At 34.0% G+C, this 26422-nt stretch carries 20 protein-coding genes and 1 tRNA gene; 14 read left to right on the forward strand and 7 right to left on the reverse strand.

Features of this window, described 5'->3' with window-relative positions:
• Entirely contained in the window at positions 1 to 630 is a 630-nt protein-coding gene (locus ACYQ5R_RS02770) for a gluconate 2-dehydrogenase subunit 3 family protein (protein WP_460189380.1), read from the forward strand.
• Positions 631 to 718: 88 nt separating this feature from the next.
• Here ACYQ5R_RS02770 and ACYQ5R_RS02775 read toward each other — a convergent pair whose 3' ends face one another.
• From ACYQ5R_RS02775 to ACYQ5R_RS02785, 3 genes are all read right to left on the reverse strand, one after another.
• The gene (locus tag ACYQ5R_RS02775; RefSeq protein WP_460189381.1) at positions 719 to 4018 is read right to left on the reverse strand and encodes an FG-GAP-like repeat-containing protein; all 3300 of its coding nucleotides are present in this window, start codon (positions 4016 to 4018) and stop codon (positions 719 to 721) included.
• A gap of 95 nt (positions 4019 to 4113) precedes the next feature.
• Complete coding sequence (locus tag ACYQ5R_RS02780) at positions 4114 to 5799, reverse strand: RagB/SusD family nutrient uptake outer membrane protein (protein ID WP_460189382.1); 1686 nt, start codon at positions 5797 to 5799, stop codon at positions 4114 to 4116.
• 6 nt (positions 5800 to 5805) lie between these two features.
• Positions 5806 to 8844: a SusC/RagA family TonB-linked outer membrane protein gene (locus tag ACYQ5R_RS02785; RefSeq protein ID WP_460189383.1), complete on the reverse strand. Its 3039-nt coding sequence runs from the start codon at positions 8842 to 8844 to the stop codon at positions 5806 to 5808.
• A gap of 766 nt (positions 8845 to 9610) precedes the next feature.
• Here ACYQ5R_RS02785 and ACYQ5R_RS02790 point away from each other — a divergent pair.
• The 5 genes from ACYQ5R_RS02790 to ACYQ5R_RS02810 all read left to right on the forward strand — a co-directional run bounded on the left by ACYQ5R_RS02790 (position 9611) and on the right by ACYQ5R_RS02810 (position 17527).
• The gene (locus tag ACYQ5R_RS02790; protein ID WP_460189384.1) at positions 9611 to 11041 is read left to right on the forward strand and encodes a Gfo/Idh/MocA family protein; all 1431 of its coding nucleotides are present in this window, start codon (positions 9611 to 9613) and stop codon (positions 11039 to 11041) included.
• Between the two features lie 7 nt (positions 11042 to 11048).
• Complete coding sequence (locus ACYQ5R_RS02795; RefSeq protein WP_460189385.1) at positions 11049 to 12074, forward strand: LacI family DNA-binding transcriptional regulator; 1026 nt, start codon at positions 11049 to 11051, stop codon at positions 12072 to 12074.
• A 47-nt stretch (positions 12075 to 12121) separates the two neighbouring features.
• The gene (locus ACYQ5R_RS02800; RefSeq protein ID WP_460189386.1) at positions 12122 to 13660 is read left to right on the forward strand and encodes a YifB family Mg chelatase-like AAA ATPase; all 1539 of its coding nucleotides are present in this window, start codon (positions 12122 to 12124) and stop codon (positions 13658 to 13660) included.
• Positions 13661 to 13743: 83 nt separating this feature from the next.
• Complete coding sequence (locus ACYQ5R_RS02805; protein WP_460189387.1) at positions 13744 to 16947, forward strand: S41 family peptidase; 3204 nt, start codon at positions 13744 to 13746, stop codon at positions 16945 to 16947.
• 325 nt (positions 16948 to 17272) lie between these two features.
• Positions 17273 to 17527: a hypothetical protein gene (locus tag ACYQ5R_RS02810; RefSeq protein WP_460189388.1), complete on the forward strand. Its 255-nt coding sequence runs from the start codon at positions 17273 to 17275 to the stop codon at positions 17525 to 17527.
• Positions 17528 to 17946: 419 nt separating this feature from the next.
• On the opposite strand, the gene ACYQ5R_RS02815 is transcribed toward ACYQ5R_RS02810, so the two are convergent.
• The 3 genes from ACYQ5R_RS02815 to ahcY all read right to left on the reverse strand — a co-directional run bounded on the left by ACYQ5R_RS02815 (position 17947) and on the right by ahcY (position 20925).
• Positions 17947 to 18020 (reverse strand) — tRNA-Ala (locus ACYQ5R_RS02815).
• A gap of 65 nt (positions 18021 to 18085) precedes the next feature.
• Positions 18086 to 19441 carry a DUF5011 domain-containing protein gene (locus ACYQ5R_RS02820; RefSeq protein WP_460189389.1) on the reverse strand — a complete coding sequence of 452 codons (1356 nt, stop codon included), beginning with the start codon at positions 19439 to 19441 and terminating at the stop codon, positions 18086 to 18088.
• Positions 19442 to 19608: 167 nt separating this feature from the next.
• Complete coding sequence (gene ahcY, locus ACYQ5R_RS02825; RefSeq protein WP_460189390.1) at positions 19609 to 20925, reverse strand: adenosylhomocysteinase; 1317 nt, start codon at positions 20923 to 20925, stop codon at positions 19609 to 19611.
• Between the two features lie 48 nt (positions 20926 to 20973).
• On the opposite strand from ahcY, the gene ACYQ5R_RS02830 reads away from it, so the two are divergent.
• The 8 genes from ACYQ5R_RS02830 (at position 20974) to ACYQ5R_RS02865 (ending at position 25029) form a co-directional block, all read left to right on the forward strand.
• On the forward strand, positions 20974 to 21594 hold the full coding sequence (locus tag ACYQ5R_RS02830) for a 4'-phosphopantetheinyl transferase family protein (protein ID WP_460189391.1): 621 nt from the start codon (positions 20974 to 20976) through the stop codon (positions 21592 to 21594).
• Positions 21594 to 22334, forward strand: coding sequence for a phosphoglycerol geranylgeranyltransferase (locus ACYQ5R_RS02835; protein ID WP_460189392.1), 741 nt, complete (start codon positions 21594 to 21596; stop codon positions 22332 to 22334). The genes ACYQ5R_RS02830 and ACYQ5R_RS02835 overlap by 1 nt, the downstream gene beginning before the upstream one ends.
• 17 nt (positions 22335 to 22351) lie before the next feature.
• Positions 22352 to 22612, forward strand: a complete 261-nt coding sequence (locus ACYQ5R_RS02840; protein ID WP_460189393.1) for a thiamine-binding protein — start codon at positions 22352 to 22354, stop codon at positions 22610 to 22612.
• Entirely contained in the window at positions 22596 to 23228 is a 633-nt protein-coding gene (pnuC, locus tag ACYQ5R_RS02845) for a nicotinamide riboside transporter PnuC (protein WP_460189394.1), read from the forward strand. Before ACYQ5R_RS02840 ends, pnuC begins: the two co-directional genes overlap by 17 nt.
• Positions 23189 to 23788, forward strand: coding sequence for an AAA family ATPase (locus ACYQ5R_RS02850; RefSeq protein WP_460189395.1), 600 nt, complete (start codon positions 23189 to 23191; stop codon positions 23786 to 23788). Before pnuC ends, ACYQ5R_RS02850 begins: the two co-directional genes overlap by 40 nt.
• A 1-nt stretch (position 23789) precedes the next feature.
• Positions 23790 to 24194, forward strand: a complete 405-nt coding sequence (gene arfB, locus ACYQ5R_RS02855) for an alternative ribosome rescue aminoacyl-tRNA hydrolase ArfB (RefSeq protein WP_460189396.1) — start codon at positions 23790 to 23792, stop codon at positions 24192 to 24194.
• A gap of 346 nt (positions 24195 to 24540) precedes the next feature.
• Complete coding sequence (locus ACYQ5R_RS02860) at positions 24541 to 24771, forward strand: carboxymuconolactone decarboxylase family protein (protein ID WP_460189397.1); 231 nt, start codon at positions 24541 to 24543, stop codon at positions 24769 to 24771.
• Between the two features lie 15 nt (positions 24772 to 24786).
• Positions 24787 to 25029 (forward strand): carboxymuconolactone decarboxylase family protein, encoded by a 243-nt coding sequence (locus tag ACYQ5R_RS02865; protein ID WP_460189398.1) that lies wholly within the window; start codon positions 24787 to 24789, stop codon positions 25027 to 25029.
• 53 nt (positions 25030 to 25082) lie between these two features.
• Here ACYQ5R_RS02865 and ACYQ5R_RS02870 read toward each other — a convergent pair whose 3' ends face one another.
• A complete protein-coding gene (locus ACYQ5R_RS02870; protein WP_460189399.1) occupies positions 25083 to 26348 on the reverse strand; it encodes a DEAD/DEAH box helicase in 1266 nt (421 codons plus the stop codon).
• Between the last annotated feature and the right edge of the window lie 74 nt (positions 26349 to 26422).

The raw sequence follows: 26422 nt of genomic DNA on the forward strand, positions 1-26422 counted from the left end.
ATGGATAGAAGAAAGGCACTAAAAAACATTAGTTTAAGCTTAGGTGTTGCGGCAGCCACACCCACAATGTTGAGCGTTTTACAATCTTGCACCTCAGATGTTGCCACTTGGCAACCTGTTTATTTTTCTAAAACTGAAGGTCACATGATTACACATTTAACAGATATTATTCTACCAAAATCAGATATAGCAGGAGCTTTAGATGTTAATGTACCTGAGTTTATGGATAAACTTTTTAACGAAATAGTTGAAGACCATACTAAAAACCTTTATAAAGAAGGAGCAAGTGCATTTGCAGCAAAATTTAAAGAAGTATATAAGAAGGATGCTGGTGATGGCACTAAGGAAGAATTTGCTGAGTTGTTAGGAACCTATTTTGATATACCTCAGCAACAACAAGATGAAATTTTTGCCTTATTGAGTGAAGATAAATCAAATTTAGAAGGCAAAAAACTAGATATGTATTTAACCTACAAATTCTTAACGGAGACTAGAAGATACACGTTATGGGGTTATTATACATCTGAATTGGTTGGTGAAACTATTTTAAACTACGATCCAATACCAGGAGTGTATCAAGCATGTATACCTGTAGAAGAGGCCGGAAACGGAAATGCTTGGTCTTTGTAACAATGTAAAATACTAGATTAATTCAAATATAAAATCCCAACTATTTTACAATAGTTGGGATTTTTATCATATCATAATTTTTATATCATTATTCTGGTTCATTGTATTTGGTATATTGTACAAAATCATTGTTTTTAACCGTGATGATATAAGTAATATCTTGAACTTGAATTGTCTCCATATCTTTAACATCTCCAGGAGTAAAGAAACCGCTTTCTGCAGCCGAAATACCTTCGAAATTACCTTGCCCATCACCTAATAACAAAGCTCCATAGGAAGCATCATTTCTTGTAGTTTCAACCTCTGACATATGAAGATTACCTGCAACCAATGCGTCTAGATTCCCATCTTTATTGTAATCGTTAATTAATATTTGATTTACACTAGACAACTGTGCTATTCTTGGCAAATAATGAAGTTCAAATTCCCCATTATTATTCTCTAGATAAATACTAGCAAAGGATTTAACTTGATAATGCACAGAGCTCTCTAGATCTTTTTCAGTGTAAACATCAATCAAAGTCGCCTCTGAGAAACTTTCATAATTTTTAAATTTCGTTTTGATTGCTGGAATCTGTTGTGAAGAACATTCTCTACCCCTAACAGGATATTGAACACCATCGTTATAATAACTCAAAACAATATCATTTTTACTATTCTTATCAAAATCATTAATATAAATGTCGAATGTTTCATCTTCGGATGCTTTATATTTATAATTTAAGCCATTATTTCCAACCATAAAATCAATATCTCCATCATTATCAAAATCCGCTGACTTTACACTCCACCACCAGCCTGTGGTATCATTAGATAAGCCAACTTTCTCAGAAACTTCATTGAATATACCATTCTCATTGTCAAAAATTCTAATTGGCATCCATTCCCCTACAACTATTATATCTTTATCACCATCCTTATTAAAATCTACAATTTCAGCTGAAGTAGCCATACCCAAATTTTTAAATCCACCGATTACTTCTTCAGTAACATTTTTGAATTTAGGTTTACCATTCTCACTCATATTATATAAAATATAGGAATCGGCTGGAGACGGATAATTTTTAGGAATCTGTCTTCCTAAAATAACCAAATCTAATTTGTTATCATTATTCAAATCTTCAGCATATACTTTTGAACCACTTGTTATCATTTTTGGTAAAGCACCCAATTCTAAAGTCAAATTACCTTTGCCGTCATTAATATACAGCCTATCTTGTAACCATTTAGAATCTGGATCAAACTCATAACCTCCACTTACAACATATAAATCATTATCCCCATCTTGATCTGCATCAAAAATTGTTGCATGTACATCTTCGCTCATTAAAGTTTTTTCAAAATCCAAAACTTCATTAATTTTAAAACCGCTTTTTGTCTGCAAGTATACCTTACCTGTATAATTGGATGCCGCTCCTATAAAATAATCTTCCAATCCATCACCATTTAAATCACCAATAGCCAAAGCCGGACCGAATTGAGACATTTTATGCGGCAATAATACTTGGTCTTCAAAATCATCATACTGATTTTCTACATGTAAATGTTGAGGAAATACATCTTTTTGATTTACAAACAATTTTGTATTCTCTTCTTCGCTAACAAGTTCTTCTTCAACAGCTTCAGTATATTTAAGTGTAATTTTCTGATTTGAATTCACATCTTTTAAAGTTTGGGTTTTTCCATCTGTCCACCTCACTTTCAATTCATCAATAAGTTCCTTTTTACCCAATCCAAAAACCAATTCTGGTGCTACGGATGACTGAAAACCCCTACTCAGAGTTAATTCTTGCATCTGAACTTCACTACCTGTAGTAATCGTCACTCTATTACCTAAGCCATTTCTATTTCCTTTTATACCATCAAAGTCTACGGTTAAATAATTATTATTTTCGGCACTTAAGTTTTCAAAAATAACTGCTTTATCATCAATATTATTTAGTACAATTTCTAGGTCTCCATCGTTATCCAAATCAGCATAAACCACTCCATTAGAAAATCCTTCGTATTCTATACCCCACTCCTTATTAACTTGATCAAAGTCAAGATTCCCATTATTCCTGTATACAAAATTGTCTATCTTTTCAGATGGAATTGCTAATGATTTTTCTAAAAATTCATCTTGACCAAATTTTTCAACTTTTAGTTGATTAAAATAATCTCTGTTATTTACTTCGCGTCTAGTTCCATTAGAAATAAAAACATCTTTTAACCCATCGTTATCCAAGTCAACAATTAAAGGACCCCAGCTCCAATCTGTTGAAGACATTCCTGTTATTCTTGATATATCACTAAAATTTGGTATTCCATCGGTTAAAACACCATTATTTAATTGCAAATTATTTTGCATATATTGATAATGAAACCCTGAATTAACAGTACCCCAAAATAACTTTGGGTTCATACTTGCCATATTAGCTTTTTGTCGGCGATTGTTTTGAGCCATCATATCAACTTGTAAAATATCAAGAAAAGAATCATTATTAAAATCGGCAATATCAACTCCCATTCCATAAAAAGCGATATGCTTTGTAGACTGTTTAACAGATTCTGTAAAAGTACCATCTTGATTATTTATATACATATAATCTGGTGTACTGAAATCATTTGAAACATAAAGATCTGGCCAGCCATCGTTATTCAAGTCTCCAACGGTAGTGCTAAGTGTTAATCCAAAAGATCTGACACCAGCTTCGTCTGTTACGTTAGTAAATGTATTATTACCATCATTTCTAAATAATTTATCTGTTTCTAGATCTGATATATTATTCATTTTATACAAATAATGACTGTTTGGAACACTGAAATGGGTTTTCGGATAGTTTCCAATATAAACGTCTAAATCACCATCTAAATCATAATCAAAAAAAGTTGAGTGCACAGATTCTCCAGATTCATCCAAACCATATTCTTTACCCATTTCTGTAAAAGTGCTATCACCATTATTTATGTAAAGTAAATTAGTATGCGGCTCAAATTTTCCACTCACAGAGCAATATATATCCATAAAACCATCATCATTAATATCTGCCATTGTTACTCCGGTAAACCATCTATTATCGCCAGCTACTCCTGCCTGATCAGAAATATCTTCAAATTGCAAGTTTCCTTTGTTTAAGTATAACTTATTTGACACCATATTTCCTGTAAAAAATAAATCTTTAAGGCCATCATTATTAATATCTCCCACAGCAATACCACCACCCATATACATATAAGCATAACTCATATAATTTAGTGAATCATTCTCAGTTAAAGCGTTATTAAAATGAATTCCGGTAAAATCTGGGTGTAATTTTTTGAAATTTTCTTTCACTTGTTCTTTACTATTCGATACACAAGAACTAACAATTAAGACCAATACAACTACAAAAAAAACGTTTCTCATATCCTCACTTACTCTTTTATATTATCGAAAACAATTTAAAAAAAAACGGAACACTAAAGCTTAGTGTTCCGAATAAATTAAATTTTATTTATTTCCTAGTAACCAGGATTTTGGTTTAAAATTCCACCACTTAAATCGATGGCACCAACAGGAATTGGAGCTAAATCATGCTTATTTTCATATGCAGCAGGCAATCCCGCAAAAGAAGTAACTGTTCGACCTTCATTTACGAAATAGTTTGACATTGTCGTTCCAGCCACATTCCACCTTCTAATATCAAATAGTCTATGACCTTCCATTCCAAATTCTAAACGACGCTCCATTCTTACTGCACGTCTAGCATATTCTTGATCTGGAAAAGATGGATAAGCTTCTATTTGATAATTAGCAGCTGGAGTAGCACCACCATCATTTGAAACATATGTCATTAATCTCGCTCTATCTCTTACCATATTTACCCAAGTTAAAGCATTTGGAATATCATTCGTTTCAACTGCAGCCTCAGCCGCCATTAAAAGAACATCAGAATAACGCATGAAATGATAATTGATACCAGATCTTTGTTCACCCCATGCTCCAGCACCCATGTTCGCAGATTCATCAGCTTGATAAACATTCTTTTTCGGAGTGTAAGGACCTGACAAATCAGAAAAATTCGATCGCACCCAATCCTTTCCTGGATGAACTCCGTAACCATTATATTCAATACCTCTTCTTCCAACTGTATAATCCAATCTTGGATCAAGCGGACCTGCATGAGGCACAAAAGGTTGAGCAGATGTAATTCCGTAATCATTTGCCACGTCTGGAACAGTATTATTTGCATAATCGTCTAGTAAAGGCAAACCAGAACCATCAGTTTGATATGCATTAACTAAATCCTGCGTTGGCTGGTAAAAACCACAGCAGTTAATTGGACCTGGATAATTAAGAGTTCCTCCAATATTACCGTTATAAGATAACCCTCCATCCGCTGTAAACTGAATTGCAAAAACAGATTCAGAACTATTATCACCAGCCAATCTAAAGTTATCTGCATATTCAGTCAATAATTGATACGGTCCTAGGTTTATTACAGTAGTTAAGTAACCTAAAGCTTCTGTATACTCACCTTGAAATAAATGAACTTTACCTAAAAAAGCAGTAGCAGCCCAGTTAGTTGGTCTTCCAACATCTGATTGCGTATCAGGTAAGTTTCTAACAGCAAAATCGAAATCCGCTTCAATTTCATCCCAAATAGGACCAGTATTAGGCTGGTTAAATTCAACATCTGCAAAATTTTGTTCAGAAATGTAAGCTACATTATGAAAAACTTTTACCAATTCAAAGTTAAAGTGACCTCTTAAAAAGCGCGCTTCAGCCAGCTGTTGGGTAAAGTCTCCTTCTTGCACTCTTGAGATAAGGTCTATAACTGCATTTGCTCTATTTACTCCTGCGTATAAACCTTTCCATTTAGCGTCTAAATAACCATTAGTTGTAGTCCAGTTCATTATTTCAAAATCATATAAATCTGGCTGGTCACCATTGGTACTCCCTTTGTGGGCGTCATCAGACATAACATCTAACCACCAACCATCGGCAGCTCTAGCGTAATCTGATCCTCCGGTATTACTATTACCATCTAACAACGAATAAGCACCAATCAACATTAAATTAATACCTTGTTCATTTTGTAATGCATCTGCACTTAAAGCCCCGTATGCAGGAGTTTCTGAAAATTCTTCACTACAAGAAACAATTCCTAAAAGCGCAAAAGCGATATAAAATATTTTATTTTTCATTATTTCTTAAAATTTTAAATTAATACCAAATGTATAAATCTGAGACACTGGATATATTTGATTATCTACACCCAATGTAAGGTTGTCATAAGATACAATTTCTGGGTCAATACCATCATAACCTGTAATAGTGAATAAATTAGTTCCTGTAGCATAAATTCTTAAAGATTGCATACTTAATTTTTCAGCTATTTCATTTGGGAAAGTATAACCGATTTGTAAATTTTTCAGTCTAAAATAAGAACCATCTTCTACGAAATGAGAATTAGGATCTGTTTCATTATTTCTAATTGATGCACTTAAAGCTGGTAAAGATGCATCAGTATTGTTTGGAGTCCAAGAATCTAAAACTCTAGTACTTCTGTTTCCATTAAAGAATGTTGGAAAATCTGTATAAATCTTTTGGTAATTGTAAATATCATTTCCTTGAGAACCATTAAAGAATAATGCCATATCAAATCCTTTGTAATTCAAAGTAAAATTAAGACCATAAACAAAATCAGGATGAGGCGAACCAATGTAAGTTCTATCTTCATCATTTATAGTTCCGTCTCCATTCACATCTTTATAGGTAAAACGTCCAGAATTGTCAATTCCTGTTACAACCCTTCCATAGAATTGAGAAATTGATTCTCCAACCTCAGTTCTTGTTACAGCTCCACCTCTAAATCCTCCATTACCTAGCTGAAATGCACTTACTAAATCAACTACTTCATTCTTGTAATGAGAAATATTTGCAGAAGCGTTTAAGCTTAAACCGTTGTCCCATGTATTGTTGTATCCTAAGTTAAAATCAATACCTGTATTTTTCATTTCTCCTAAATTAACGTATGGTGGGGCAGCATCAATTGCAGTTGCACTAACAAGACTAAAATCTTGAGCAATCAAGTCTGAAGTAACAATCTGATACCACTCTAATCCAGCAGATAACTTATTATCAAGAAAATCTGCCTCTATACCAATATTAGTTGTATTTGATGTTTCCCATTTTAAATCTTCATTACCAAAAGATCCTAAAACAGCACCTGTAGCAATAGACGAACCATTTATGGCATAATTACCAAATTGCTCATTTAAATTAAAAATATTTAATGTAGGGTTACTTCCTGGAACAACCTGGTTACCAATTTTACCATAAGAAGCTTTTAATTTTAATCTATTCACAAAAGCATCATCATTCCAAAAATCCTCCCCGCTTATTAACCATCCTGCGCTAAATGAAGGGAATACTTGCGATTTGTTACTACCTCTAAATCTAGAAGACTTATCGTTACGAACAGTTACACTAGCAAAATATTTGCCTGCGTAGTCGTAATTAGCATTAAAGAAATAAGAAAATAAAGTATTGTTATACTCGTATGCAAAATTAATATTTGCAGGAGAAGAACCTGTAGATAAATTATAAAAATCAGGATTCTCAAATAAGTAACCATTTCTAGAAACTTCTTTACCTCTTCCTCCGTCTTCAACTGCTTCAAGACCTATTACAGCATTAATATTATGGTCTCCAAAAGATTTTTGCCAAACTAAAGTATTCGTCCATGTCCATTCAAAACTGCTTTGATCACCTTCCGTTAAAGTATTAGTTGATCTAGGCTCTGCAGACTCTGGATCTAAAGCATTGAAATTTCTGTAATCAACATTATTTAAACTAACACCATAACTAGTTCTAAATGTAAAGTCTTCTCCCAAATCGGCTTCTAAATAAACATCACCAAATACTCTCATAGATTTACTAAAGTTATCTCTTCCTCTATACAAACTTGCATATGGATTATAAGCGTTTGACAAACCAGTAGAGTTACTATACGGACCAGCAAAATCTCCATTATCATCTCTTACTGGCAATAATGGGCTTGATCTGTTCGCTACTTCTATCGCATTTGCATCGCCAGAATTTCCATTTGAGTAAGCAACATTTAAGTGCTCCCCAATTCTTATGATATCCTTAATTTTAAATTCAGAATTCAATTTTGTCGTAACTCTCTCAAAACCTGTATGTTTAATAATACCCTCTCTATTAAAATAGTTAACAGACATCAAGTATTTACCGTTTTCACTTCCACTTTCCATTGAAAGAGAAATATTTTGAGTTGGTGCAGCGCGTGTCACTTCATCAATCCAATTAGTTCCATTTGGATTTACTGTTACAGGAACAGGAAGACCATTTAACGTGGCAGGAACAACTGGTGAAGCACCATTTCCATATTGAGGATGTGTTAAAGTTGCACCATCATTTAGTAAGCTTTGCCAAATCATATCGCCATGCTGTTGCGCATTTAAATTGTCTGGTAAATTTGCAGCTCTAGACATACCAGCATACATATCAACTGTTAAACTTGTACCTGCAAGATTATACCCACCACTTTTGGTTGTAACAATCACAACTCCATTAGCACCTCTCGAACCATAAATAGCAGCAGCACCATCTTTTAAGACGTTCATCTGCTCTATATCAGCCGGATTAATACTATTTAAAACATTAGCATCCGTAGTTTGCACTCCATCAATTATGTATAATGGATCGGTATTGTTTGTTGTACCTAAACCACGAATTACAATCTTAGGAGCAGCTCCAGGGGCACCAGAATTTGTAACAGTCACACCCGTTACACGACCTTGTAGTGCTTCTCCAGCATTTGCAACTGGAGCCTTTAGAGCTTCGTCCAAATCAACTGATGCAACAGAACCTGTTACATCTCCCCTAGTTTGAGCAGTATACCCAAATACTACCACCTCATCTAATTCAGATGAGTCTTCTTCTAATGTTACATCCACCGTAGACTGACCTGCAACAGCAACTTCTTGAGCGGCATACCCAATAAAGCTGAATACAAGAACAGCATCAGACGGAACATTGTCTAAAGTGTACTTACCGTCAAAATCGGTAGTAACACCATTTGTAGTCCCTTTCACAACTACATTGGCACCAGGTAACGGACCACTACTATCCGATACTGTACCAGAAACTGTCTGAGCAAATATGACACTGCCAGTGAGCATAAATGCAACAAAAAACATTTTTTTAAGTAAATTGTTTTTCATACTTAGTTAATTTAAATTAATTTTTAGTTATCAAAATTTAACTTCATCAAAAGCAAACTTTATATAGATTTCTTACAGCCAAAGTAAAATTCACAAATAAAAACAGCACAAGGTCTCCGACAGAAGCATCAAATTTATCGACAAACGGCACAAATAAATTTAGCTTCTAGAATAAAGAACCTTTTTTTTAATAAGAATGATATTTGGTAAGTAAAGCAAATTAGTCTACTCAAGTTAAATTTTAGTTAATTTCGAATACGCAATCTAACACATAAAATCCATAAATACCTTGCCATCATTACGAAAACGTTTTCGCTTTTTTATTTAATATAAAATTTAAAAGATTGAATTTTATACTTTATTCAAAAAAAACGTGATATTTTGATTTTTTATTAATTTTTGAGAAGTATTTTACAACTAGTAGACACAGCTCAAACACCTATCAAATATGCTTTTCATTCTCGAATCCAAAATCAATTAGTTATGACTAATTAACCTAAATTTTACATTTCTTTCAATTAAGAATAATTCAAAATAATACAAAAAATGGGATATAGACCAATAATTTACCTCCTCATGAGAACATTTAACATCCATTTTCATGATAGAAGTTGGCATCATATGAACTAATAAAATAAAAACGCCTTATATCCTTGTTCAAAATCTTTTTCATCAAAAAAGTGTATCTTCACTCCCATTAATGCTTAAGCAATTAGAGTGAGCAGCAAATAATTAACTTATTAATATCTCAAACTAACTAAAACTAATGCAATCAAACTCGCAAAGTCGTCGTTCATTCATAAAAAAATCTGCTGTAACGGCTGCGGGAATATCAATCATCCCTCGTCATGTTTTAGGACGTGGTTTCTTAGCTCCAAGTGACAAACTTAATATCGCCGTAATTGGTGGCGGTGGTAAAGGCCATTCCGATGCTATAAGAGCTTGGAACAATGGTGCCAATAATATTGTTGCTATTTGTGATGTAGACTACAATATGTCTAAAAAACTAATGAATAAATTTCCTAATGCTAAGAAATTTAGAGACTACCGTAAACTAATGGAAATTAGCAATGAATTTGATGCAGTTACTGTTTCAACTCCAGATCATACGCATGCTGTAATAACCTTAGCAGCAATGCAAGAAGGTAAACATGTGTATGTTCAAAAACCACTAACTCATAATATTCATGAAGCAAGAGTGCTTACCGAAGCAGCCAACAAATATAAATCTGTAAGTCAAATGGGAAACCAGGGAGCATCTAGTGCAGATGTACGACAAATGATTGATTGGTTTAAGGCAGGAGTTATTGGAAACGTAAAAGATGTAGAGGTTTGGACCAATAGACCTGTTTGGCCTCAAGGAATTAAAACTCCAACAGATAAATCAAAAATGATAGATGGCTTGGCTTGGGATGTATGGGTTGGTCCTGCGGAAATGGTGGACTATCATCCTTTGTACCATCCATTTAAATGGAGAGGTTGGTGGAATTTTGGCACAGGTGCATTAGGTGATATGGGCTGTCATCTAATAGACCCACCATTTAGAGTACTAGGATTAAAATATCCTAAGGAAGTAGAAAGTAGTGTTGGTGCAATGTTCTCTCAAGATTGGACACCTGATTATTTACCAGACTCTTGTCCTCCTTCTTCTAGAACACAATTAAAATTTGAAGCTACTGATATAAATCCCGTTGAAGTTAGTATGACATGGACAGATGGTGGATTAAGACCATTTCATCCTGAATTAATTCCTGCAGATCATCCTTTAGGAGATAACGATAGCTCAAATGGTGTATTAATGATTGGAGAAAAAGGTATTATGACCTGCGGAACCTACGCTAGAGATGCCAAAGTTTATTTAAACTCTGGTGAAATTTTAACTTTAAATAAAAAAAAATACAAAAATACTCTTCCTGAAAACGGACACCAAGTTGCTTGGACAGAGGCTTGTAAAGCAGGGTTTGGTTCAAAAGAATACAAAGACTTAACCTCATCATTTGATTATGCTGGTCCATTAACAGAATCCATTTTAATTGGTAATTTAGCCATTCGAAGTTATATGACCAAAACAGATAAAAACTTTGATGGAAGAAAAAGACTGCTATGGGATAGTGACAAAATGAAAGTAACTAATTACAATCCTGCCAATAGATTTGTAAAACGCGAATATCGAAAAGGCTGGAGTTTAGATTTCTAATTTAACTATGGGGCAAATTACCTTACAAGATCTTGCTTACGAATTAAACATTTCTGTAAGCACAGTATCAAAAGCACTTAAAGGATATCCTGATGTAAGTGAAAAAACCAGAAAAGCTGTGGTTGAACTTGCAGAAAAACTCAACTTTTCTCCAAATGTAGTTGCCTCAAATCTTAGAACACAGAATACCAAAACTATTGGTGTAATTGTACCAACCATTGTGCATCATTTCTTTTCAAATGTTATTGATGGTATTATTAAAGAAGCCGAAGCCAATGGTTACATGGTTTTATTGTTGCAAAGCAATGACAATTATGAAATGGAGAAAAAACAACTAAATCTATTAATACAACAACAAGTTGATGGAATTCTTATCTCGTTGTCTGTGCAAACAAAAAATGTTGAGCATATAGCGCGAATCCAAAAAAGAGGGATTCCTTTGGTTATGTATGATAAGGTTTCTAAAAACATCAATTGCTCCAAAGTAATTATAGACGATAAAAAGGCCGCATATGATGCAGTGAGCTATCTGATTAGAAAGGGTTATAAACGTATAGCTTACTTTGGTGGCTCTCTAGTAGCTCAAAACTTTAGTCAACGTTTAGCAGGTTACAAACAGGCTCTAAAAGAATACCGTATTCCTTTTGATGAAGACTTAACTTATTTGTGCGATGCAAAATCGGAATATCAAGATGGCTATACTAATGGTGAAAAATTAATCAAACATCATGCAATTGGAGGTGTAGATGCCGTATTTGCTGTTACCGATGTGATTGCCGTTGGAGTTTCAAAATATCTTAATGACAATGGTATTGTAATTCCTGATGATGTTGCTGTTTTCGGATTTAGCAATTGGTTTATGTCCTCTGTAGTTACACCATCACTTTCAACAGTAAATCAACCTGGTTTTGAAATGGGACGTAAATCTATTGAGCTGCTTCTAAAGGAAATTCAACAGAAAAACGATAATGAAAAACCAAAACCCGAAAGATTTATTCTTCCTACGGACCTTATAATTCGTCAATCCACTTAATATTAGTTACTTAGCATATTTTCGTATTTTTATAAAAACAAAAAAATATGCTAGCTAAAGTTTATGGCTCTGCCGTTTTTGGGGTAGATGCCACCACTATTTCTGTTGAAGTTAATATTGATAAAGGAATAGGATATCATCTTGTTGGGCTTCCAGATAATGCCGTTAAAGAAAGTTCTTATCGTATTTCTGCAGCGCTCGCCAATAATGAATATCGATTACCTGGAAAAAAAATAATAATCAACATGGCACCTGCCGATTTGAGGAAAGAAGGTAGTGCCTACGATTTAACTTTAGCCATTGGTATTTTATCTGCTTCACTACAAATTAAATCGAATAAAGTTTCTGATTATATAATTATGGGTGAATTATCTTTAGATGGAAGTTTGCTACCTATCAAAGGGGCATTACCCATTGCCATTAAAGCAAGAGAAGAGGGTTTTAAAGGATTTATTCTACCCAAACAAAATGCAGAAGAAGCTGCAATAGTAAACAATCTCGACGTTTATGGTATGGATAATATAACTGAAGTCATTCAGTTTTTTGAAGAAACTGAAACCTTTGATCCTCTTTTAATTGATACACGTCAAGAATTTTACAAATCCATACAAAACTCTGAACTTGATTTTTCTGATGTAAAAGGACAAGAGTCGATAAAACGTTGTATGGAAATAGCCGCAGCTGGAGGCCATAATATTATTTTAATTGGCCCTCCTGGGAGTGGTAAAACAATGCTTGCCAAAAGATTGCCAACTATCCTCCCTCCTATGACTTTAAATGAAGCTTTAGAAACCACAAAAATACATTCAGTTGTAGGCAGAATTAAAGATCATGGAGGTTTAATGACTCAAAGGCCTTTTCGGAGTCCGCATCACACCATTTCTGATGTCGCTTTGGTTGGTGGAGGAACTTATCCTCAACCAGGTGAAATTTCACTTTCACACAACGGAGTACTATTTTTAGATGAATTACCGGAATTTAAACGCTCTGTTCTCGAAGTTATGCGTCAACCGTTAGAAGACAGAGAAGTGACTATTTCGAGAGCAAAATTTACGATTACTTACCCAAGTAGTTTTATGCTTGTTGCCAGCATGAATCCTTCACCAAGTGGCTATTTTGCTGACAGTGAACAAGCAACATTTGTTTCTAATCATGATATGCAACGGTATATGAGTAAAATTTCAGGACCATTATTAGATAGAATTGATATTCATATTGAAGTTCAACCTGTACCATTTGAAAAATTAACAGAAGAACGTATAGGCGAGCCTAGTGAACAAATTAGAACTCGTGTATCAAAGGCTAGAGAATTACAATCCATCAGATTTAAGGAAATTGAACATATACATTACAATGCTCAAATGGGTACAAAGCAAATAAGTAAATTCTGCGAGTTAGATAATGATTCTAAATCCTTGCTTAAAAACGCCATGGATAAACTCAAACTATCCGCACGGGCATACGATCGAATTCTAAAAGTTACCCGCACTATTGCCGATCTAGAAGGTGCTCAAAACATTTCAAATCATCATATCGCAGAGGCCATTCAATACCGGAGCTTAGATAGAGAGGGGTGGTTGGGTTAAACAACTCTGTTAAAAATCTCTTAACAAAAAAAAATACGTTTATATATTCAATATTTTTGAAAGAACATTTCAATCATACACTTATGAACAAATTCTATAGTGCACTAGGTCTTGTGCTAGTGTCGACACTTTCACTGTTCTCACAAGAAAAACCCTTAATTAACACACCTACATTAAGTCCTGATGGCAGTAGCATCGCATTTAACTATCAAGGAGATATTTGGACTATTAACACAAACGGACAAAACTTAAAACGTTTAACCATTCACGAAGCCTATGATGAGAATCCACATTGGAGTGCAGATGGTAAAACAATTGTATTTAATAGCACACGTTATGGCAATAGCGATATTTACAAAATTGCAGCAAACGGAGGCACACCTCAACGTCTTACGCATCATTCAGCCAGTGATCGTGTTACTGATGTTACTAAAGATGGTGATATTTTTTTTACAACTTCTCGAAATTTTGTTCAAATTGAAAGAGAATCAGAAATCCATCACCTTAACATAAATGGTGGAACTCCATTTAGATTGTTAGACGCAGTAGGTTTTGATGCAACATTATCTCCAGATGGTAATTTTATTGCGTTTACCAGAGGTACATGCAGAATAGAGCGCGAGGCTTACAGGGGTCCTGCAAATAGAGATATTTGGCTGTACAATACACAAACAAAGCAATACAATCAAATTACAACTGATCAAGGTCAGGATTTAGATCCACAATGGGCCGATAACAACACCATTGTATTTCAATCTGCAAGAAGTGGTAAATACAATGTACATCAAGTAGATCTAGATGATACAGGTAAAAAGTCTGGTGCTATTTCTCAAATTACGAATCTTACAAAAATGGGGCTTTGGTCTTATGATCTCAGCGCCAATGGCAACGACATTGTAATGATTGTTGGAGATCAAGTAAGTACTGTAAATAGAAATTCAAAAGCTTCTAAAGATGTTGCAATCTCTATTTCAAGCGATTATCGTTTTGACCCTCAAGAGCGTAAAACTTTTACAAGCAATGCTTCTGAATTAGCGCTTTCTCCAAATGAAAAATACAGTGCCTTTACTATAAGAGGAGAAGTTTTTGTAACTGAAAACGATACAAAAAAAATTAAAACTGTAAACCTATCAAATAATCCTGCTAGAGATATTGATGTTTTATGGTTAACTAATGAAACGATTTTATTTTTATCAGATAGAGATGGTGTTTATAACTTGTACAAAGTGACCTCTGATAGTGCTGAGAAGAACTTATTCTTTTCTTTAAAACACAAGGTCACCAAATTAACCAATTCAAAAGCAGGATTAGGTAATCCAACGCTATCTCCAAATGGTAAGCATATTGCCTATACAGAAGGAAACGGAAAATTAGTAGTTTCTAATATTTCAGAAGATGGGAAATTAAGCGGTAGCAAAACATTATTAGAAGGATGGGATCAACCTTCAGGAATTGCTTGGTCTCCAGATTCTAAATGGCTAGCATATTCAAAAAGCGACCTGTATTTTAACGATGAAATTTATGTACACAAAGCAGATGGGTCAAAAGATCCAGTAAATGTTTCTATGCATCCTAAAGGTGATTTTGGTGCAACTTGGAGTGCTGATGGTAAAAAATTAGGATTCTCTTCTAACAGAAATAACGGTGACTACGATGTTTGGTTTATTTGGTTAACTAAAGAAGACTGGGAAAAAACCAAAGAAGATTGGGATGAAACACAACCTGAAAAGAAAGAGAAATCAGATAAATCTGATGATAAAAAGGAAAAGAAAGAAGTTATTGTTTCAATAGACTTCGACAATATTCACGAACGTCAAGTTCAAGTTACTTCTTATACAGGCGCTGAATTTATAGCTGGTATTTCTAAAGACGCCAAAACTTTCTATTATACAACAGGCAATGGTACTAGAGGAAATCCTGATGTTGAAAGCGACCTGTTTAAAATTTCTTGGGAAGGGAAAGATCGTAAAGCCCTAACTAAAGGAAGTTCAAGACCTGGAGCAATTACTTTAGATAAAAAAGACAAATACGCATATAACATATCAAGAGGTAAATTGGGTAGAATTAAAACGGCAGATGGTAAAAAAGAAAGTTTACCATTTTCTGCAAAAATGATTCTTGATTACACTGCCGAATCCAATCAGATTTTTGAAGAGGCATGGAAAACTATTGAAGATCGATTCTACGACCCTAATCATCACAATCAAGATTGGAATCAATTAAAAAAGATCTATAAGCCATTAGCCATGAAAGCCTCTACAAGAGCTGATTTTAAAGTAGTTTTCAATAAAATGCTCGGACAGATAAATGCTAGTCATATGGGTATGTATCGTGGTGAAGAACGTGCAGATACTCAAAGCGACCGTACTGGTATTTTAGGTATAGAAGTAACTAATACCAACGGGGCTTTAAAAGTGTCTTCAGTGGTTCCAAATTCTGCAGCAGATAGAGAAGCAAGTAAAATGATGATTGGCGATGTAATTACTGCTATTAATGGTAATGAAGTAAATGCTACAACCAACATGTATCAATATTTGGCAAGTACTGCTAATGACAAAATATTAGTCACTGTAAACAGAGGTGGCACTTCAAAAGAAATTACCATTCGTCCTAAATCAAGTGCAAGAACAGACAATTATAAAGCTTGGGTTGCAGAACGTAAACGATTAACTGAAGAGTATTCTAACGGTCGTCTAGGCTATATACACATTCAGGGCATGAACTGGACAAGTTTTGAGCGTTTTGAGCGCGAATTAACTGCTGCTGGTTTAGGCAAAGAAGGTATTGTTATTGATGTTCGCTACAACGGTGGTGGTTGGACTACAGATTATTTAATGGCTGTATTAAATGTACAACAACATGCATTTACCATTCCAAGGGGTGCTGCTAAGAATTTAGATAAAGAATACAAAAACTTCACGCAGTACTATCCGTATAGTGAGCGTTTACCTTTAGCTTCTTGGACGAAGCCATCTATCGCTCTTTGTAATCAGAATTCATATTCTAATGCTGAGATTTTCTCTCATGCATACAAAGAATTGAACTTAGGGAAACTAGTAGGTGTTCCTACATTTGGTGCAGTAATTTCTACTGGAGGTCAAACTTTAATTGATGGCTCTTACGTAAGAGTTCCTTTTAGAGGTTGGTTTGTTAAGTCTTCTGAAAAAAACATGGACTTTACTCCAGCAATGCCAGATTATGTTGTTTACAATGCGCCAGATGACAAGGCCAATGGTAAAGATACACAGCTTAAAAAGGCGGTTGACGAATTACTAAAAGATCTATAAAAATTAAAGGCTCGCATTGCGGGCCTTTTTTAATGCAAAAGAGTAGTAAAGATAAATCTTGTACTACTCTTTCAAAAGCTAATAGCGAAGAAAATAGTGCTAAAACCACGATTGCGGGATTAAACAAATAGTTAGATGTTTTCAAAATAATTTGTTAGTTAAGTTTAGGGTCTACAATATTAAAATGAAAAAAAGCTGTCATCATTTAAGAATCTAATAATCTGCCGTTAAAGCAATGGATAAACTTTTGCCAAGACAGGTACTTGCTTTTTATTTTGAATTTCAGTAATTTATGCCAATAATTAAGTACCTAACACTATTTACCATGTTACCGTTTAGATCTGAGATTCGTAATTCTCCAAGGGAGCAAACAATCAAAATTTACATTAAAGATTTGGCCAAGTTAACAGCGGTTAAATCTATTTTAGAAAAGTTAGACAGTATTGCACTATTAGAAATTCAAAAAAGTTTGAGTAGAAATAGAGTAAATAAAAACATTACTGTTTTCAGAAACAAAGGTGTTGATATCAATCAACTCAAAAACACTATTGACAATACTTTGTATCATTATTTTGCTTAACATTTAATCTTAAAAATAAAATTAGCTCACTATTTAGTGGGCTTTTTTTACGTCAAAACATTTATTAGATACTTCAATGCTAATTTAAGTCGCTTCGCTTAATTACTCACTCCAAAAATGGCACACTCAAAGTACATTTGAAGTATAAAATTTGAAGCCATGAAAACAATGAATTACGTATTAGACAGAAGTATATTTATCTTCACTTGGTTGACTATTGCAGCAACCTCAATATTATTTGCAAAAGTAGTAGTTACAGGATTGAAGTCACTAATTTAATCAAGTTGACTATCTTTAATAAACACCTGTTCTCAAACTTTTGCTTGAGAGTTTTATATATAAAGCAGCGCCAAAGTGTTGCTTCTTTTTTATCCTATTCCTATATATAAAAAAGCCACCCAATTGAGTGGCTTTTATTGTGGAGAAGATGGGAGTCGAACCCACGACCTCTTGACTGCCAGTCAAGCGCTCTAGCCAGCTGAGCTACATCCCCTATTCTAAAAATCAACGAAGGCGCTCAAAATTTGGCGGCAACGTGTGGTTGTTTTTTAGCTATAATTAATTTCGCATAATTTCAAACTTAACAGCATACATTTTATGACCTTGCTGCAATGAATCAGCCTTTGAATAAATAAGATAACCCTCTGATTGCATCTCATTTGTATAAATTAAATTTGGGTGCCATAGATAAGAGTGGTTAATCGACCAAGGTATGGACCAACCAGATAATAACTGTACCGGAGATTCTTCCCAATTTATACCATCATTCGAATACCTGTAATAAACACCCGATTCCGAAGGACTTACGACTCCACTATTAAACTCTCCCCAATTATTTTCTGAATAAACCATCAAATACTTATTTGAAAACTTATTGAATGTTACATGTGGAAATATGGCGTCAGAATTTCCCATTCCAATTACAACCTCTTTCGACCGAATCAATTCAGTCGTAAACTCGTTGTCTTGATTCAAATAAAAACATTCATTAAAATTGGGAGTACCATCTCCTTCAACATTAAATTTTGACATTGCGATATTTACACCTCTGCCATCTCTATTATGATCAACATAATAAACAAATACTTCGGTAGAGTCTTGAGAAAAAGTTATTGATGGTTCTCCTAATCCGCCATCAGCAAATCCGTTATTAATAGAAATATCATACAAATCCTCTATTAATGGACCTTCATTTATACTAAAACTGTTTCCATTATCTGAAGATATACCTAAACCTATTGAAGCGTAAAACCCTGGGATATTTCCAGGTAAAATAGAACCATCTTGTTGTTCTCCATGAATAACACTATATATAGTGCCATTCTTATCTTTTATCAATTGTCCCATTCCAATATAATCGGAATATATAGAATTTTCAATTGGACTTGCGATTTCTATAGCCTCTGAAATATTTGAAATACTTGTTCCTGTTAACAGATAAGAGGAATTTCCTGAGGCTGTAATCAGTTTAATCTCATCTTCATCTAACGATAAAACTCCTACTGTAATATCATTTAAATAATTTAATCCTAAGTCACTTCCAATTTGAAATGAATCTGTGAAATCAATTTCTATATGAGGAATAAAATCATTATCAACAATGTTTACAATTCTTTTCTCCATTGTTTGATTGCCCGATGCATCTTGAACCTTATAAAATACTTCATAAGAACCAACTTGATTCACATTCACCGCATCACTATTGATAATTATTCTTTCACTAATATCTCCATCTAAATTATCTAATGCTGTAGCTCCCAATTCCTGATAATTATTACCTAAATCTATTATTTGTGGATTAAAACCAATTAAGGTTATTACAGGAGGTATTGCATCCTCTATTGAAGATTCGATAGAATCATCAGTACAACCAACGATTACTAAAAAATATATTAATGTAAAAAACCTATTCAAAATACTTAATAAATAGGTGCAAAGCTACGACTAAATCCGACAAAATTGAAGATACTTATAATTAGATTATGAACAACTTTAAACAACAAAGGCGCTCAAATTTGAACGCCTTTATTATGCTATGATCAGACACACTTCGAAAAACTCTGTGTGACAATATAATTCTATTAATATCTGTAGTATTCTGGCTTGTAAGGTCCTTCAACCGTTACACCAATATACTCAGCTTGATCTTCTCTTAATTCTGTTAACTCAACACCAATTTTCGCTAAGTGTAACTTTGCTACTTTTTCATCTAAGTGCTTTGGTAACATGTATACTTTGTTACCGTATTTATCTGCATGTTTCCATAACTCTATTTGTGCAAGTGTTTGATTTGTGAATGAGTTACTCATAACGAAACTTGGGTGTCCAGTAGCACAACCTAAGTTAACCAAACGTCCTTCTGCTAATAGAATAATGTCCTTACCATTAATAGTATACTTATCTACTTGTGGTTTGATTTCAACTTTAGAAGCACCGTGATTATCATTCAACCAAGCAACGTCAATTTCGTTATCAAAATGCCCAATATTACAAACAATTGTTTTGTCTTTCATTGCTTCAAAGTGTTCACCTCTAACAATATCTTTGTTTCCTGTTGTAGTAATAACAACATCGGCAGTCGCTACAACACTTTCTAAACGTTTTACTTCATAACCATCCATTGCAGCTTGTAAAGCACAAATTGGGTCAATCTCAGTTACTGTTACAATTGCACCTGTTCCGCTAAATGAAGCAGCTGTACCTTTACCAACATCACCATATCCACAAACAACTACACGCTTACCAGCCAACATAATATCAGTTGCTCTTCTAATAGCATCTACTGCAGATTCTCTACATCCGTATTTATTATCAAATTTAGACTTCGTTACTGAATCATTAATATTAATAGCAGGAATTGGCAACGTACCTTTTTCCATACGCTCGTATAAACGGTGAACACCCGTTGTCGTTTCTTCAGATAATCCTTTTATACCTGATACCAATTCTGGATATTTATCTAATACCATATTGGTTAAATCTCCACCGTCATCTAAAATCATATTTAACGGTTTTCTATCTTCTCCAAAGAATAATGTTTGTTCAATACACCAATCAAATTCTTCTTCAGTTAATCCTTTCCATGCATACACAGATACACCTGCAGCAGCTATCGCGGCAGCAGCTTCATCTTGTGTTGAGAAAATATTACATGAACTCCAGGTAACTTCTGCCCCTAAAGCAACTAATGTCTCTATTAAAACAGCTGTTTGAATTGTCATGTGTAAACAACCTGCAATGCGCGCTCCTTTTAAAGGTTGCTCATCTTTATACTCTTCGCGCAAACTCATTAACCCCGGCATTTCAGCTTCAGCTAATTCAATTTCTTTTCTACCCCAAGCAGCTAGATTAATATCTTTTACTTTATATTTTACATACGTTGATGTCTCTGTGCTCATAATTGTATATTTTTGAGCTGCAAAATTACGAAATAGTTTCAGAATATTATGCCTCTTTTTAAAACAATACAACCCAATAAGGACACCAAAGTTTTGGTATGGAAAATTGAGGAAACTATTGATTCTCTGAAGAGTAACATTTTTTTAAATAAAAGAAGTCTAGAGCGCACAAATAGTATGAAGTCTGAATTACACCAGCGCGGATTTGTTAGTATTAGATATCTCTTAAAGGAATGCGGGTATAGTGATAAAGATTTGTTCTACACAAGCGATGGCAAACCACATTTAAAAGATGGCAAACATATTTCAATAACACATTCGTTTGAATTTTCAGGTATCATTATTAGCAACAATCCTGTTGGAATTGATATTGAAAAGAACAGAGATAAAATAACTCGGATAGCCTCTAAGTTTATAGGTAAAGAATCTGATTTTTTAGATGACAACCATTTAGTGGAACAATTAACAGTTATTTGGGGTGCAAAAGAGAGTTTATTTAAAATTCACCCAGATGGCGGATTACTCTTTAAACAACACTTGCCAATTGAGCGTTTTCAATTAATTGACAAACAAACAAAAGGTTGGATTAAAAAAGAGTCATTGTATGAAGCGTACAATATCTTCTTTGAGCAGATTGAAAATTTTACACTGGTGTATGCCATGAATTAATGGAACAGCTTCTTTTAGAACATATAAGAATTGCGAAACGCAACCATAGAAAATTAATGGCTATTTTATTAGATCCTGATAAACTTCCTATTGAAGAGATTAAGCAGAAAGTGGCACTTATTAATCAACAAAAAGTAGATTTTATTTTTGTTGGTGGCAGCACCGTTAAAAATGGTCAAACAGCTTTATGTGTTCAAGAGATTAAAAAACACACAACATTTCCTGTAATTCTTTTTCCAGGTTCGCATACACAGCTCACAAATAAAGCAGATGCTGTTTTAATGCTCTCTTTACTATCTGGTCGAAATCCTGAATACCTAATAGAGCAGCACATTAGAGCAGTTCCATTTTTAAAAAATTCATCGTTAGAAATTATGCCTACAGGGTATATTTTAATTAATGGGGGAAAAGAAACAGCTGTTCAAAAAGTAAGCAATACACAACCAATAGATCAAGGCAATATCGATCTTATTCGCGATACTGCTTTAGCCGCTCAATTTAACGGAAAAAGCCTTGTATATTTAGAAGCTGGAAGTGGTGCACATTTTCCAATTGCTACAGAAATCATAAAAGAGGTATCAGAAAATTTAGACATTCCATTAATCGTTGGCGGCGGAATTCGCTCTCAAGAGCAATTAGAACTTGCTTACAAGAATGGAGCTGATATTGTGGTAATAGGAACTGCATTTGAACAAAATCAAGAAGTAATCAATACTTTTAAAACACATACATTTAAATAGAACTAAAAATTTAAATCATGGATATTTCAGTTGAACTAACACTAACGCCTTTACAAAACGACTACGAGACTCCAATAATATCATTTATTAAAAGCCTTAGAGCAAGTGGGTTAAAAGTTTTAGAAAACCCTTTAAGCACGCAAGTTTATGGTAATTACGATGACGTAATGGCGGTATTAATTAAAGAAGGAAAAGCGGTACTCGAACTTATGGAGCGCGGTATTTTATTCATGAAAATTGTAAAGTCTGATCGTCGCGATTATGAGCCACATTTTTGATCTACTCTTTGCTCAATACAAAGGGTATGATACATTGCATATAGTACTTGAATTAATAGGCGTTGTTTTTGGCTTTTTATCTGTATGGTATTCTAAACGCAACAGTATTCTTGTATTTCCAACAGGATTAATTAGTACGGCCGTTTTTGTCTATCTATTATGGCAATGGGAGCTTATTGGAGACATGATGATTAACGCGTATTACTTCTCTATGAGTTTATATGGTTGGTACATCTGGACTCGTAAGGTAGACGCCACTCATGTAACACCAATTTCTAGAACTACAAAAAAAGAAAAGCAATGGTCAGCTATCATCTTTATTGCTACCCTTGTGTTTGTTTACGGAGTGTATGAAGCATTTGATAAATGGACGAGTTGGGTAGCTTATGTAGATACTTTAACAACGGCTATATTTTTTGTAGGAATGTGGTTAATGGCTCGTAGAAAAATTGAAAATTGGATTTACTGGATTGTTGGAGATTTAATTTCTGCCCCCTTATATTTATACAAGGGCTTTACATTTACTGGTATTCAATATTTTGTTTTTACTTTTATAGCAATAGCTGGATATTTCGCATGGAAAAAACACTTAAGCAGCAACCTGCAAACATCATAAAGGTCGTGTTATTCGGTCCTGAATCTACAGGTAAGACAACCTTGTCTAGGCAACTCGCACACTATTACAATACCGTTTGGGTACCTGAATACGCACGTGCTTACTTACAAGATAAATGGAACAACGAACGTTTAACTTGTCAACCAGAAGATTTACTTCCAATAGCTTATGGCCAAATAGCACTTGAAAACGACTTAGCAAAAAAAGCCGATAAAGTGTTGATTTGCGATACAGATTTGCTAGAAACCATGGTGTATTCTGAATCTTACTATGCAGGTGCCGTAGAAGATTTACTTAAAAAGCATGCTCTAGAAAACACATATAACTTATATTTCCTAACGTATATAGACACACCTTGGGAGGCTGATGATTTGCGCGACAAACCACACCAAAGAGAAGAAATGTTTCAAGCTTTTGAAGCTGCTTTAAATAAATATGAAAGACCATATTTGCTGCTTACCGGAGATAAAAAATCAAGACTTGAGACAGCAGTAAAAGCAATAGACAACATTTTGAAAAACCATAAAGATTTAGACAATTTTTCTAAAACTTTAGATTAAAATGAATGGTAATTTAATCTATAAAGAGTTAGTATTTAAAGCAGTAAGAAGCAGTGGCGCAGGTGGTCAACACGTAAATAAAGTTTCGTCTAAAATTGTTCTGACCTTTGATATTACCAATTCAATTGGACTCTCTGAAGACGAAAAGAATAGACTACTTTATAAATTAAAAAACAAATTAAATTCCGAAAATTGTCTTCTCCTTACCTGCAGCATAACTAGAAGTCAACACAAAAATAAAGAACTCGTAGTAACTCGCTTATTTGAGTTGCTAGAACAAAGTCTAAAGGTTCAGAAAAGACGTAAACCTACTAAAGTCCCAAAAGCAGTCATCAAAAAAAGGTTAGATAATAAAAGAAGATTATCAGATAAAAAAGCTAATAGAAAGAAGCCGCCTTTAGGCTAGTAATGATTTAATTATTCTTACGATCAAATTGAAGGTAATCACAAAGTATGGTAGTTCAAGATATTCAAACCTATTCCTATAAAAACAATTTTTCATTAAGTACACTAATTTTAAAAAGCCTGTGTTTTTAATAAACCTGAGCAACTGGAACAGTAAAGTATTTTTTGGATAGAAAAGGAAAAGATTGTAAATATAGACTTCGAGCATTACCCATTTGAAGATAATATCTTGTTCTTTTTATCATCCTAACAAGTATTTGCAATTGACTCAGAAAAATAAGAAGACCTAAAAAATTACATTAAATCTAGAAACAATAAAAGGTAAAGCAAAAGAATTATTTAATACAGTGAACCAAAAATTAGGTATTGCCCCTAATTTAATTAAAGTAATGGGTAACTCCCCAGCCACCCTAGAAACTTATTTAAGTCTTGGTCAATTAACAGCAGGTGAAAAATTTAGCAACAAATTTAGAGAGCAATTAGCTTTGATCATTGCAGAAGAAAAAAGCTGTAACTATTGCTTATCTGCGCACACTTCAATTGGTAAAATGAACGGTTTATCTGAAGAACAAACATAGCAAAACAGACAAGGGTTGGCGTCAGATGCTAAAATAGAATCTGCTTTACAATTTGCTCAAGAGATTACTCGTAATAGAGATCAAGTAAGTTCTGATGCCATTGTAGCGTTTAAAAATGATAGATATGACAATGGTAACGCTTTAGAAGAAGTATTAAATGTAGTTGCAAATACCTTAGCCAACTATGTGAATCACCTTGCAGAAACAGAAATTGATTTTCCAACAGTTGAAGCAGGTAAATTTAGCATTCTAAATTAAAATCGCCATCCATAGTTAGTATTAAAAAGCATTCTTAATCAGGAGTGCTTTATTTATGACCTTCTATATCTTTTTTTATTTCTTCTAGCTGAATTTGATTGATCTTTCTTTGACTTGTTGCTACTAGAATTTCTAAATTTCTTTTTACCGCGTTGTTGTTGTTTAGGCTTGTTCTCTGAAGGTCTATCTAAAGGCTCAAACCCTTCAATAATTTCACTTGAAAGTTCTTCTTCTAATAATTTTTCGATACCCTTAACATATCCAACTTCATCTATATCCACAAGAGAAATTGCGTCACCACTTGCTCCAGCTCTACCTGTTCTACCAATTCTATGAACATAATCTTCAGGAATGTTTGGTAATTCAAAATTTATAACGTGAGGCAATAATGGGATATCTAAACCTCGTGCTGCAATATCAGTAGCTACCAATACCCTAATTTTTTGACTTTTAAACCCTGACAGTGCCTTGGTTCTAGCTACTTGACTTTTATTGCCGTGAATTGCAGCAGAAGAAATTCCAGCTTTTAATAATTTTGTACTTAGTTGATTTGCCCTATGTTTTGTGCGAGTAAAGACTAATACTTGTTTCCAATTACCCTCTGCAATCAATTTAATAGTTACTTCAACTTTGTTTTTCTTATCAACTCTATAAATTTTTTGATCGACCTTTTCTGCAGTTGAGTTTTCTGGAGTCGCCTCAATTAGCATAGGCTTGTACAAAATACCTTCAGCAAGTTTTTTAATTTCTTTTGAAAAAGTTGCTGAAAAAAGTAGATTTTGTCTTCTGTTTGGCATTAAAGATATGATCTTTCTTATATCTCTTAAAAACCCCATATCCAACATCCTGTCTGCCTCATCAAGCACTAAAATTTCGATGCGTTTTATTGATAAAGCCCTTTGGTTCTCCAAATCTATCAAACGTCCCGGTGTAGCAACTAACACATCAATTCCTCCTCGTATGGTTCTGATTTGAGTTTTAATATTAACTCCACCAAATACAACCGTTGAACGTATATCTAAAAACTTACTATAACTCTTAACATTCTCATGTACTTGCGCCGCCAATTCCCTTGTTGGAGCTAGAATCAAAGCCCTAATAGGTCTGTGCCTTCTTTTACGCGTTGCATTGAGTATTTGCAACAACGGAAGTGTAAACCCAGCAGTCTTACCAGTTCCTGTTTGAGCAGAGGCTAACACATCTTTTCGTTCTAGTATTACAGGTATTGTTTTTTCTTGAATTGGGGAAGGCTCGGAGTACCCTTGTTTTTGAACTGCCTTAAGCAATTCTGGAATTAATCCTAAGGATTTAAATGACATAGTCTATGTTTAGACAGCAAATGTAGGCTAATTAAATTGGTAATGAACGAATTAAAGCGCATTAAAAAAAAACT

The sequence above is a fragment of the Urechidicola sp. KH5 genome (assembly GCF_054661455.1).